Origin of the sequence: Campylobacter showae (assembly GCF_963515975.1) — a bacterium.
In the GTDB taxonomy this organism is placed as follows: domain Bacteria; phylum Campylobacterota; class Campylobacteria; order Campylobacterales; family Campylobacteraceae; genus Campylobacter_A; species Campylobacter_A showae_F.
Window position 1 is genome coordinate 1 of sequence record NZ_CAUPZM010000020.1, and the last position, 13129, is coordinate 13129.

Here is a 13129-nt window from a genome sequence, read left to right on the forward strand (position 1 = left end):
TGGAGCGGGAAACGGGGCTCGAACCCGCGACCCTCAGCTTGGAAGGCTGATGCTCTAGCCAACTGAGCTACTCCCGCATAACAATGGTGGTGAGACGTGGATTCGAACCACGGAAGACATAGTCAGCAGATTTACAGTCTGCCCTCGTTGGCCACTTGAGTATCTCACCCTATTTTAAAAAAAATGCTTTGCAATGGTATTTCTGGTCAAACACTGTTATGAAATGGAGCTGGTGAACGGACTTGAACCGCCGACCCACTGCTTACAAGGCAGTAGCTCTACCAACTGAGCTACACCAGCATCCTGATTTATGAAAGTTGGATTATAGCCCAATTTCTTTTTAAAGTCAAGGTTTTTAAGAAAATTATTCCATTTTTTGCATCAATAAAATCAAATTTATCCTATCTTTCGCTCCTGTTTTTTCAAAAATAGTGCCTACGTGCGCTTTTACCGTCCTTACGGTTATTTGCAAAATCTCAGCGATTTCTTGATTTGTTAGCCCTTTATAGACTAGTTCCGCTATCTCTTTTTCCTTGCTTGTTAGCTTTTCTAGCAAATTTGACGAATTTGAAGGCAAAATTTCCTTTGTCATCATTTGTATCATGCTTTGGATAAATTCCGGATAGAGCCAAACCTCGCCTCTTTCGATCGCTTCGAGCGCATCTTGAAAATGCACCTCAAGCATACGCGCGTTTGCATAGCCCTTTGCACCAAGGTGCAAAAACTCTCTACCTTCGTTAAATTTAGGCTCATGAGAAAGTATCAAAATTTTAATACCCTCCACCGCACTCAAAAGCTCTCTCGCTTCTTTGTCGGCATCCCAAATATCCACGCAAACTACGTCGTAGTCTTTGCTATAAGCAAGCTCTAAAAAAATATCTTTTTCCTGCGTCGCTGTTACCTCGCTCGCAGCCAACTTATCTTTTATCTCGTTTATTACGGCTGCATTTCCTGAATATGCCAAAATTCTCATATCCGCGCTCCTATCGTTCTCTCAAAGCGTTTTGTTTAGCTTTTAATATCGGTTTTAATAAATAATCAAGCACCGTTTTCTTACCGGTTATAATGTCGGCGCTAGCTATCATGCCCACCTTGATGCGAAGCGGTCTATCTTCACTTCCTAGGTAGTTTTTCTCGGTCGTTATCCTGACTAGATAGTAGCTCTCGCCAGTTTTTTCATTCGTTTCCGTGTCGGCCGAGATTTGCGTCACTTCGCCCTCTAGTCCGCCGTATATCGCAAAGTCGTAAGCGGTAAGCTTAACCATCGCTTTTAGTCCTTGTCGCAAAAACGCCACGTCCGCAGGCTTTACCTTTACCTCGGCTATCAAGCTATCCTCAACGGGGACGATCTCGGCGATATCCATGCCCGGCTTTATGACGCCAGAGACGGTATTTACCATCAGTTTGCTCACTATACCGTCCACCGGCGAGCGCACGAGCGTCCTTTCTACTTTGTCGCTTAAATTTACCTGGCTTTCGTTTAGCCTAGAAATTTCAGCCGAAACTTCGTTAAATTCTTTCTTTGCGCTATTTTGAAAGGCAAGCTTGGCTTCGGTTATTTTATTTTCTACCTCTTTTATCGTAGACTGCACTCTAGGGATAGAGAGTTTCGCCGCGCTTAGCTCGCCCCTTAGATCGTTTACGCGCCTTTGGAGTTGCAAGTACTCAACCTCGCTCACAAGCCCTTTTCTAAATAACGGCTCGGTTATCTGCTTCTCTTTTTGTAGTAGATTATAGCTGCTTTGAGTCTGGTCGATCTTGCTCTCAAGCTCCCTTAGCTCGCTTTGGCGCTGTTTTATTTGCTCCTCTAGGATGCCGATTTGCTCCCTTAGCCTTGCTTTGTTCGTATCGTAAAGACTCTTTTCAAATCCGACGAATCGGTCGTAGTCCTTATCTCCCGTCTCTTTCGCATCAAATTCCTCGTCGTTTGACTCGGCGTAAAGGCGCAAGTATTTTGCCTGAAGCTCGTTTAGTCTAAATTTGGACTCGCCGTAGACGCTAGAAAAGCTCTTGTCGTCGATTTTTAGCAAAATTTGATTTTTCTTTACTTCATCGCCCGCGCGAACGTAAATTTCCTCGATTATGCCGCCTTCCAAATTTTGTACGATCTGATTTTTGCCGGACGGAATTATCTTGCCGTTGCCGCGGGTGATCTCGTCTATCTGCGCAAACGACGCCCAAACCACTAGCCAAAAAACGGTTATCGCGACGATATATAAAATTTTCCTAGACCCCGACGGCGCCTTAGCCAGCACCGCCTCCGATAAACTCGACATAAAGCGAAGATCGTTTGCGTCGTAATTTTTAGACTGGATGATCTTTTTTATATTTTGAGTCGAAGCTTCTAAATTTTGCCCGATGTTTTCTTGTATTTCTAAATTTTTCTTATCCATGCTCGCTACTTTCCGCCAAGCTTAGCTAAAATTTCATCTCTCGGCCCATCTAGCAGTATCTTGCCGTTATCGACGACGATGAGTCTATCTACTAGCTCGAGCAGAGACGTTTTGTGCGTGATAAGCAGCATGGTTTTATCTTTCGTGTTAAATTTGAGATTATTTTTTAGCTTATTTTCCACACTACTATCAAGGGAATTTGTCGGCTCGTCGAGCAATATAATCGGACTATCTAGCAAAAATGCGCGCGCTACGGCGATAGCTTGGCGCTGTCCGCCGCTTATACCCTCGCCGCGTTCGTGTACCGGCATATCAAAGCCTAGCGGATGCGCGTCTACGTATTCGTCTACGCCGCTAACCTTTGCCGCGCGTATAATCTGCATATCATCGACATGCGGGGCTTTGTAGACGATGTTGCCTCTTACCGTGCCTTTAAACAAAACCACGTCTTGCGGGACGTAGCCGATATTTCGGCGCAAGTCGGCCGGGTCGATTTGATTTATATCGATGCCGTCTATCAGGATCGAGCCCTCAGTCGGCGAATAAAGTCCCAAAATAAGCTTTTCAATAGTGGTTTTCCCAGAGCCGTTTCTGCCGATGATGCCCACCTTTTCGCCTGCGTTTATAGTAAAATTTACCCTATCTAGCGAGGCTTTGGTGCTTTCCGGATAGGTAAAGCATACGTTTTTAAACTCGATCTTGCCGTTAAAGGTATTTCGGCGAACGAATTTTTTACCCTCTGGACGCTCGACAGGCATCTCCATTATCTTTTTTAGGCTCTCGTAGGCGGTTTTCGTCTGTTCGTAGTTTGCCAGCAGGCTCGCAAACTGCCCCATAGGAGCGATAGCGCGCGAGCTAAGCATCACGGCCGCGATGAGTCCGCCCATCGTGAGCTTGGTGTCTTGTATCATATATACACCAAAGACGATGATGCCGACCGTATTTAACTGCACGAAAAACGACGTAACCGTATTTATCGACGCCGAGATCAGCTTTGATTTTATGCTTTTATTTGCTATCTCGCCGGTAGCCTCTTCCCAGTTCCACTGTACGTTTCCGGTCGCGCCCATGGTTTTTATCGTCTCAAGACCGTTTAGCGTCTCGATCAAAATTCCGTTTTTCTTCGCGCTAGCCTCAAAAGTACTTTTTATGCTGGTTTGGAGCGGATTTTTGATAAAAAGCGTGTAGCAAAGCACGGCTGCCATAAAAAACAGCGGCACGACTACCAAGTAGCTCGCGATAAAATAAGTAATCAGCAAAAACAGAATCGCAAACGGAAGGTCGATGAGAACAGCCAAAGTGCTTGAAGTGAAAAAATTTCTAACCGTGTCAAATTCGCGCAGGTTATTAGCAAACGAGCCAACCGATTTTGGCTTAACGGAGAGCTTTATATCCATCACGCGCTCAAAAAGCAACGAGCTCATGATGATGTCGCTTTTCTTGCCCGCGACGTCTAGAAAATACGTGCGTATAAATTTTAAAAACAGATCGATAAGATAAACCACGCCCACGCCAAGAGCTAGTACCCAAAGCGTCTCTACGGCGTTATTTGGTACGACTCGGTCGTAAACGTTCATCGTAAAAAGCGGGCTGGCTAAAACAAACAAATTTATCACTATACTAGCTACGATAACGTCGATGTAAATTTTCCTCGAGCGCTTTAGCGTACCCCAAAACCAGTGGCTAGTTTTGGTGTCTATCAAATTTGGCTTATTATCCTCGGGGATAAATTCGCGCTTTAGCAGGTAGCTATAGCCCAGATACTCCTCTTTTAGCTTTTCGATTTCTATCAAATTTGAGCCGTTTGGCATATCGGGAGTTATGATTTTAGCGTGCGTTTTGCCCTCAAAACTCTCTAATATACAAGCCTTTTTTCCGCGTAAAAGCAGGATACAAGGCAGCACCAAGGGCGAGATATCCTCGACTCGTTTATTTACCAAACTTGAAACAAACCCTGCCCTAGCCGCCGCTCTGGTAAAAAGAGATTTCGAGCCGCTAAGCGAAAAAAGCTCGATATCTTCGTTTTCGTTAGTCGGTAGCCCGGCCACTAGCGCATCGGCGGTATATGGGTTGTTGTGCAGCTTGGTAAATATCACCAAACAATCAAGCAGTTCGTCGTTTTTCTTTTCTTGCATTTTTTATCCGATATTTTCTATTTGAGATATGAAAATTCCCTGCAAATAGTCGATTTCTAGGGTATGCAGTCTCTTTTCTTGCTCTTCGTTTTCTACGCCCATGGCTATGATTTTTACGCCCTTGCTTCTCATCATCGCTTCAAACGAGCTTCTTTGCTCCGACGTTCTCTCACCCAAAAAGTCTATCAAATTTGCCACCGGGATTTTGACGTAATCAGGGCTAACGGCATTGAGCCTTTCGATACTTTTCGCGTCAAATCCGAAGTGATCTAGTCCAAAGCCAAAACCGAGCGCGCGCAATCTCTGGTGAAGTCCGTCAAGAACCGCCACGTCTATGTCGTCTTTGTTCGGGATCTCGATAAAAATTTTAGCAGGCGCGTATCGTCTTATCTTTTTGAGCGCATTTTCAAGCTCGGTAAAGTGCTGAGTAGAGTTTAAGATATCCTTGCCCAAATTTAGCGCATATTGCATAGTTTTAAGCTTGCCGTCTCTTAGCATATCGGCAAATTTGTTTAAAACGTAAAGGTCGATATCCACCGCCATCTTTAGCTCGTTTACCATCGGCATAAAGTAGCTCGCCGTCTGCCATCTACCCTCGCCGTCGACGAGTCTGATAAACAGCTCGCAGTGCGCTATTTCAGCAAAATTTGACGCCACTTTTTGTCCCGCAAATTTAAACATACCGTTTTTAAGAGAGGTTTCGATGAGCTCTTTATACTCCTCTTTTCCTAGCATGATCTCTTTGTCGCTCTTATAGATCAGGGAGGAGAAATTTGAGCCCTCTTTAGCTCTTGCTAGCGTGATGTCGGCCGTTATGAGCACGTCTTTTAGCGGAGTTTTCGGTCCGTAAGGCACGATCGCGGCAAAGACCGGGTGCTTGTCCATATCTACGTTAAATTTGATAAATTCTTCTTGTATCGTTAGTAAAATTTTATCGGTTATGGCTTTGACATTTTGCGTCGTTAAATTTGCGGCTACGATCATAAAGTCATCGTCGTTTAGCCTAGCTCGCAGCATGCCTATGGCGTTTTGGGATATTATAGACGCGATGGTTTTTATAAGCTTTTGCTGCGCGTTAAAGCCGATCTCTTGTTTTAGATCTCGCAAATCTTTGCAAGTTATCATCGATGCAGCGCCGCTTGAATACTCCTCGCTCGAGATATAATCTTTAAAGTTATTTTGCAAATATCTTCTGTTGAAAAGTACGGTTTCTTCGTCTTTATAAAGTAGCTCTTCGTATTTGCTTAGCGTCTTAGCGCTTTGCTCAAATACGTCCTTAACGCGTGTTATCATCACGTTCATCGCAAGGACGACCTGCCTAATATCTAGCGTAAAAGGAATTTTTTCTTGCAAGATAAAGCTGTTTTGCAGTATGGCCTCGGCTTGCTTTTGAACCTTTTTAAGCGGGATAAAAATTATCTTTACGCCAAAATAGCTAATAAGCAGAGCCGATAGCGACATCACGAAAAGCACGAAAAATACCTTTTTAACTATGTTATAAAGCTCGTAATAAGCGATGCCGGTGTTGCTTTGCACGTAAATAGTGCCGAATTTGCTCCAACCGAGCATTATCTCGCTTTGCGCTACCGGAGCTTCTAGTTTTACGTTTTTTACGAACCACTCGGGAACGCTATTTACCACTAGAGGCTGCGAGTTTTCTATCAGCGTCTCGCCGTCTACTCCGGCTAGCTTTATCATCGAGTAATATCCGCTGTCAAATACCGAATTTATCATCGTTTCAATGCCGGATAAATCATTTGGATTTGCTACCGACGCTATGGCAAGACCTAGCGAATTTGCCGTGTGCTTAGCGTTAGTGCCTAGCTGAGCGGAGATATAGTCGTTCGTCGTCGTAAAATTTAAAATCCCGACGGCTACGAAAATAACCAACATAAAGGAAATTATCGCCAGCATTATTTGTTTTAAAAGCGTCATCTATCCGTCCTCTTTCATTCTGTCGACTAAATTTAGCCATTTTGGATTTTGTTTTTTGTTTCCGCCGGGGATGGCCTGCCCCAAGCCTTCTTGTTTTGATAAAAATAGCGAATCGCCGTTGAAACTATAAACGGGCGCTAAGTCTTTTCTTTGCGTAGCTATTTTGATGTTTGGGTTGATATTGTCTAAAACTAGCGGTATGGACTTTGGGCTGTCATAATAAGATAAAACCATATGCGCTTGGTTGTAATCAAGCGCTTTTACGTAAGTGAAATAAAGCTTTTGCGTGGAAACGCCGAGCTGCTTTAGGGTGAAGTACTTCGCCGTAACGAAATCCTCGCAATCCCCGGCGCCCTTGCCCAAAAACTCCATTCTCGTAGCCCAGTAGTCTTTTTGCCCCCAAACTTCCCTGTCGTCTTTCCACTGTAAGCGGTTAAAAAAGTCATTTACTTTTACGAGCTTTTCTTGCTCCGTGGCGTCCTTTAAGCTCACCATAAGCTCGTTTAAGGCAACCACTCTTTTTTTGGCGTTTTGGCCGTAAACTTTAGCGATCTTGTCGTAGGTGGAGGCTTTTATAAACTCGCCTCCCGCAAAAATCGCGAACACGAAAAGGGCGCTCGCTAAAAACGCCCTCCTGTATTTGCCCGCGCTTATGCCAAATTTCATAAAATTTATCTAAATTTTAGTCTAAGACTATCTTAGATCCTCGGCTATCGAGCACGCGCCTTGGATATATTTTTTAGCAAATCCAGGCTCGAAGCTATCGGTAATCATACCCATATTATCAAGAAGCCTAAATTTAGCGTATAAAAGCTCTTTTTGAGTATTTACGATCTCAACCAAAGCGTTGTTGTATTCGCTCTCGGCGTCAAGCAAGTTTATAAGATCGCGTCTGCCAATCCTAAACTCGTCTCTATACGCATCAAGCGTCTCTTTTGCGTATTTGACGTGCTCGTTTAGATACTCGAGTCTTTTTTGATTTAGCACGTAAGTCTGCCATGAAAATTTAAGACTCTCCGAAAGCTCTCTTTTTACCCTCTCAAGCCCGTGAGACGACTCTGTAACGGCTAGGACGGCTTTTTCTTTCTCTAGCTTGTCTGAGTTTTTGTTGTAAAGATTATATTTTAATCTTAGCAAAACGTCGTAAGAGGTATCTTTATAATCGTCGTAAAACACATCGTTTCTCTCGTGATTTGCGCTGGCTTCGAGATCCACCTTCGGTCTAAAAGCAGCATTTTTCTCATTAACGACCGATTGATTCATTTTTATGTTTGCATCTTGCAAAAGAACGCTCGGGTTGCATTTCATAGCGATGTTATATACCGCGCTTTCGCTTCCAGGTAACGGCAACTCAAAACTTGGAGCGACCAAATTTTCCGCCGCGATTCCTTTACCGTAAAGTTTCTCAAAGGTGCTTAGAGCGTCGTTGTAGTTGTTTTCGCGAGAGATCAAATTTGCCTGAGCTAGCGTGAGGCGAGAGCCGGCCTGTCTCTCCTCAGAGCCCCTAGCAAAGCCTGAGCTTGTTCTATCTTTGATTTGCGAATAAATTTCCTCGTGAGTTTTTACGTTTGATTGCGCGATTTCAAGCAACTCTTTAGTTTGAAGCACGGTAATATACGCGTTTGCAAACTCAAGCGTAAGTCTGTCGGCTTTTTGCGCTACGCTATAAGCGGCCGCATCCATCCTGTGGCTTTGAGAGATCATTCTGTTTTTATCGGCTCCGCCGTTGTATAAATTTTCCGTTAGCGTCGCATTTGCGGTAAGCCTTTTGCCGCTACCTTTTTGTACGGTTATGCCGTTATCTATTTTTTCTTTTCTGTAGCCGTAAGTTCCGCCGATATCAAATGTCGGATAGTATGCGTTATTAGCGATATTTAGGTCTTTTCCGACTTGCATATATGCATATTCGGTCTCTTTTAGACCCGGGTTTTCAAGAAGCAGGTTTTTAACCGCCGTATTTAGGCTCACTTGACCGCTCTCTTGCGCGCTGTTTTCAAGATAGGCAGCCCCCATCGGCTCCGGCGCTTCCTTAAACGTCAAATCTTGTTTTTTTCTTAGACCAGGTTTTGGAGCTTTGGCGGCCTCTTTGCTTTCGCTTAAATTTTGCGTTTCTTCGTCTGAAGAAATAGAATCTTTAGCGACTGCGCTATAAGCGTCTAGGTATCCTGCCGCCTTGATTTTAGCCGTTAAATTTTTAATGCTATCTTTATCCAAAGACTTGGTTCTAACGGCTACGGCACGGTATTTACCGAAAGTTCCGCTTACTACTTTTTCCACTCCATCGAAGTCGCCTACCTTGCGCTCTACGCTAGCTCTGGCGCTCTCTATCGCTTCTTCTTTTACGTCGTCGCCAAAGCTGCTCACAAATACGTTATATTCGTCATTTGCGAACAACAAACCGCAAACTAAAAAGCTAATCGCTGCTGCTTTTCTCATAGAAATCCTTTGTAATTTATTTTAAATTAACGCTGATACATTAACCCGCGATTATATATTATAAAAAATAAAAAAGTTATAAATTTACAAAAGCGCTTTTGCGATTAACTCTATCGGGTTCTCGCACTTCACGTCTGAGCCGCCGATATGTAACGCATTTGAAATTTGCATTTTACAGGCGCTACACTCCGCGCTTACGATCTTTGCGCCCGAGTTTTTTATCATCTCTGATTTTCTTTGTCCGGCCGCGCGGCTTAGGTGATATTTTTCAGACTGCATAGTCACTCCGCCAAAACCGCAGCACTCGTTTGGATCGCTCATTTCTGTTATTTCGTAGTTTTGAGCGAGCAGTTTGCGAGGCTCTTTGAAGACGCCTTGCATTTTTCTAGCGTGACAAGGGTCGTGATAGGTCACGGAGGCTAAGTTTTTGCCTTTTTTAGCCAAAATTTCAGCCAAATTCGTAAATTTTTCAAAATACTCCGTCGCTAAAAATATCTTCTTGCTCACCGCTTTTGCGCGCCCTCGCCACTGCTCGTCATCATGAAAAAAGTGCTCGTAGTCGATCTTTATCATCGCCGAACAGGTCGCCTCGGGCACGATGATGGCGTCTAGTTCGCCCAACATTTTTTCAAAATACTCGATATTTCGCTTTGCTAAAACCTCGACCGTCGCAAAATCCCCCGTAAAATACGCCGGCGCGCCGCAACAGGCCTGCTTTTTCATCAAATTTAAATTTAACCCAAGCTCGCGCGCGATCTTAACGAGAGCCTCGCCGATGCCAGTATACGCGTAGTTTCCCATACAGCCGATAAAAACTCCGATAGTTTTTTCTCCGCCGTTATCGATAAACTCTGCGTGCGAGTTTAAAAAGCTCTTTTTGCTAGCAGTGGGCAAAAGCCGCTCTTTTTTCACCATCGGCAGGCTAAACCTCGGACTCATCGCGCCTTCCCTGATCTTAAAGGCGCAGCTTTGAAACACGTAGCCAAGCTTTGCCGCCAAATCCATAACCGCACGGTAGCGCAGTAGCCAAAAAAACGCCTTTTTGTACCACGCTATACCGAATTTTTCCGCGATGTCGCGGCGGACGTTTTCTATCGCCGTGTCCACGCGCAAGGAGTTTGGGCAGACCTCGACGCAGCTCGTGCATAAAAAACAGCTCTCAAAGATATTTTTAGCGTTTTTATCAAGCTTTAGCTCGCCGCGCTCGTAGGCTCCGACAAGGTCTAAAAAGCCGCGCGGAGAGGTCGTTTCGTCGGGATTTATCCGATGGATCGTGCAGACTTGGATACATTTGCCGCATTTTACGCATTTATCTGAAATTTCGCTAAATTTAAACATATCAATCCATCAAACCGTTTTTGAAAATCGGCGTAAATTTTCCGGTATTTTTTTCAAATACGCGTCAAAACACATTGCGATATTGCGGATGATTAGCGTGCCGGTCTCGTTTACGCTGATTTTTTCAGGCGTTACGGTTACAAATTCGCTCAAATTTTCAAGCTCGACCAAATCATCCTTAAAATACTCGAAAAATTTGATGTCAAATTTGGCCTCGACCGCCTTGATATCAAGCGCAAAGTTACTCATCAGGCTCATTATCACGGCTTTTCTGATTAGATCGTCATCGTTTAAATAGATACCCTTGCAGTACGGCAAAACGCCGCTATCTAGGGCCTTTTCGTATTCGTCCATATCCTTGAAATTTTGCGCGTAGTATCTTTGCCCTTCGCCGATACTAGTTAGTCCGATACCGATTAGATCGGCTCCACCCTTGGTCGTGTAGCCTTGGAAGTTACGATGAAGCGTGCCGTTAGCAAGCGCGCCGAAAAGCTCGTCGACCGGCTTTGCAAAGTGATCCATTCCGATCATTTTGTAGCCGTTTTTGATAAAAAACTCGGCCGTGTATTTTAAAATTTCAAGCTTGGTTTTAGGGCTAGGCAGAGTCGCTTCGTCAAATTTACGCATAGATTTTTTTATCCACGGCACGTGCGCGTAGTTAAACACCGCCAAGCGGTCCGGAGACAGCGTCAAGGCCTTATCCAGCGTCGCTTTAAAACTCTCTAGCGTCTGATACGGCAGGCCGTAGATCAGGTCCATATTTATCGAGTTTATGCCCTTAGAGCGCGCCATATCTACGGCGTTTTTGGTGATCTCGTAGGGCTGGATGCGGTGGATCTCTTTTTGCACGCGCTCGTCAAAGTCCTGCACGCCGTAGCTGATACGGTTAAATCCGTGAGAGACGAGCACGTCAAGCTGCTCGAGGGTTAAAAATCTCGGGTCTATTTCGCAGCTGATTTCAGCCTCGGGCGAGAAGTTTTTAAATTTAGCCTTTATCATTTTTATGATTTCATCTAGCTGATCCGCGCCGTAAAACGTCGGAGTGCCGCCGCCAAAGTGCATTTGCAGCACGGGCGCGCTCGCGTCGAGGTTCGCCGCTAGCAGATCGAGTTCTTTTTGCAGATACTCCATATAGCGCGTTTTGCGGTCCTCTTTGCTCGTATAAATCACGTTGCAACCGCAAAAATAACAGGCGCTGCGGCAAAACGGCAAGTGCAAATAAAGCGAAAGCGGGCGCGAGGCGTCGCGGTTTTTTAGCTCCCGCAGGTAGTCCTCGCAGCTAAATTTATCGCTAAACTCGGGCGCGGTCGGATAGCTCGTGTATCGCGGTCCCGGGCGCGAATACTTCACGTAAGCGTCAAAATCTATCATAGCGTTTTATTCCTCGCGTTTTTCATTATATTCTCCATATCGACGAACAAATTGGGATACTGTTTTTTGATACCCTTTACCAGTTTTTCCAAATTTACGTCAATGCTTTTTTTGTTTTTATTTTTTGCGGCGATCTTGCGTATCTCGTCCATCGCCACGACCCAAACGTCGGCGAAATCTATCGGCACGTTCTGCCAGATCGTCTTTTCAAGCCTTAGCTCGAAATTTTCCTTTTGGACGTTGCGGTAGGCTTCGATGAGCTGCGAGAGCGATTTTAACGAAACCATCGTGTGTAAATTTTGATTTTCGTCAATACCGAACCACGGCTCCACCCCGTCCCACGAGCCGCTTTTTAGGCTAAGGCTCATTTGATTGGGGTCGCTTGTCGGAACGATCTCAAATATCGTTTTTTCGCCCTCTTTTATCCCGAGCTCGCCCGAAATTTCATCTATTTTTTCGTATGTTTTTTGTAGATTTTTTTCTTTCATTTACTTCCTTAACTTACCAGTTTCGCTGCCTATCGAGCCAAACCATCACGCCTTTTTGCGCGTGCAGTCTATTTTCTGCCTCGGCAAAAATCTCATCCGCATGCGCCTCAAACACCGCCTCGCTCACCTCGTATCCGCGGTAGGCGGGCAAGCAGTGCAAAAATATCGAGCCGGACGCAGCTAATTTCATCAAATTTTCATCCACGCAAAAGCCTGCAAAATCCTTTAGGCGCTTTTCTTTTTCCGCCTCTTGTCCCATCGAGACCCAGGTGTCGGTAGTGACGACGTCGGCGCCCGAGACGGCTTCTTTTGCGTCATGGGTTAGATAAATTTTAGCTCCCGAAATTTGAGCGTTTTTCATCGCTAAATTTAGGATTTCGCCGTCCGGTTCGTAGCCCGCAGGCGTCGCAATTCTTAGCTCAAAGCCCAGCTTGCTAGCTAGCATCAGCCACGAGTGAGCCATGTTGTTGCCGTCGCCCACATAAGCTACGCATTTGCCCGCGTCAAATTCCAGCATCGTGAGGTAGTCCGCCATAAGCTGCACCGGGTGAAATTTGTCGCTAAGGCCGTTTATCACGGGCACGCGGCTAAATTTGGCAAATTCCTCGAGCGTCTCGTGGCGATTAACGCGAGCCATGATGAGATCGCACATTCGCGAGATCACGCGCGCGGTGTCTTTTATCGGTTCGCCGCGCCCGATCTGGATATCGCTCGAGCTAAGAAACAGCGCATGCCCGCCAAGCTCGTTCATCCCCACGTCAAAGCTTACGCGCGTTCTAGTCGAGCTTTTCTCAAATATCATCGCTAATTTTTGATCTTTTAGATACGGTTTGAAATCTCGCGTCTTTGCCTCTTTTTTTATCTCGCGCGCCAAATTTATCATTTCTAAAATTTCGTCTTTACCGAAGTCGTTTAGCGTCAAAAAGTGTCGCATTTTGCCCCCCCCTTAAATTCCCAAATTTGCCCAAAAATTTTTAAGGCGAAGTATCGCGAGATAGATTTGCTTGTTTTCTACTTCGCTACGCTTGTAGCT

General features: G+C 45.0%; 10 protein-coding genes and 3 tRNA genes. All 13 read right to left on the reverse strand.

Features of this window, described 5'->3' with window-relative positions:
• Positions 1-77: transfer RNA gene (locus RWM02_RS07750), tRNA-Gly, on the reverse strand.
• A gap of 7 nt (positions 78-84) precedes the next feature.
• A tRNA-Tyr gene (locus tag RWM02_RS07755) sits at positions 85-169 on the reverse strand.
• Positions 170-224: 55 nt separating this feature from the next.
• Positions 225-300 (reverse strand) — tRNA-Thr (locus RWM02_RS07760).
• A 64-nt stretch (positions 301-364) separates the two neighbouring features.
• Positions 365-973, reverse strand: coding sequence for a response regulator transcription factor (locus RWM02_RS07765; protein ID WP_314070818.1), 609 nt, complete (start codon positions 971-973; stop codon positions 365-367).
• 10 nt (positions 974-983) lie between these two features.
• Positions 984-2393, reverse strand: coding sequence for an HlyD family type I secretion periplasmic adaptor subunit (locus RWM02_RS07770; RefSeq protein WP_122861856.1), 1410 nt, complete (start codon positions 2391-2393; stop codon positions 984-986).
• Between the two features lie 5 nt (positions 2394-2398).
• Entirely contained in the window at positions 2399-4528 is a 2130-nt protein-coding gene (locus tag RWM02_RS07775) for a type I secretion system permease/ATPase (RefSeq protein ID WP_122861855.1), read from the reverse strand.
• Positions 4529-4531: 3 nt separating this feature from the next.
• Positions 4532-6463 carry a bifunctional diguanylate cyclase/phosphodiesterase gene (locus RWM02_RS07780; protein ID WP_314070822.1) on the reverse strand — a complete coding sequence of 644 codons (1932 nt, stop codon included), beginning with the start codon at positions 6461-6463 and terminating at the stop codon, positions 4532-4534.
• Complete coding sequence (locus tag RWM02_RS07785; RefSeq protein ID WP_004322117.1) at positions 6464-7129, reverse strand: transglutaminase-like cysteine peptidase; 666 nt, start codon at positions 7127-7129, stop codon at positions 6464-6466.
• Positions 7130-7156: 27 nt separating this feature from the next.
• Entirely contained in the window at positions 7157-8899 is a 1743-nt protein-coding gene (locus tag RWM02_RS07790; protein ID WP_314070827.1) for a TolC family protein, read from the reverse strand.
• A gap of 84 nt (positions 8900-8983) precedes the next feature.
• The gene (locus tag RWM02_RS07795) at positions 8984-10237 is read right to left on the reverse strand and encodes a (Fe-S)-binding protein (protein ID WP_314070830.1); all 1254 of its coding nucleotides are present in this window, start codon (positions 10235-10237) and stop codon (positions 8984-8986) included.
• A 9-nt stretch (positions 10238-10246) separates the two neighbouring features.
• A complete protein-coding gene (gene hemN, locus RWM02_RS07800) occupies positions 10247-11608 on the reverse strand; it encodes an oxygen-independent coproporphyrinogen III oxidase (RefSeq protein WP_314070833.1) in 1362 nt (453 codons plus the stop codon).
• Positions 11605-12096: a DUF2603 domain-containing protein gene (locus tag RWM02_RS07805; RefSeq protein ID WP_314041089.1), complete on the reverse strand. Its 492-nt coding sequence runs from the start codon at positions 12094-12096 to the stop codon at positions 11605-11607. Before RWM02_RS07805 ends, hemN begins: the two co-directional genes overlap by 4 nt.
• 13 nt (positions 12097-12109) lie before the next feature.
• Positions 12110-13030: an ornithine carbamoyltransferase gene (gene argF / locus RWM02_RS07810; protein WP_314070836.1), complete on the reverse strand. Its 921-nt coding sequence runs from the start codon at positions 13028-13030 to the stop codon at positions 12110-12112.
• Between the last annotated feature and the right edge of the window lie 99 nt (positions 13031-13129).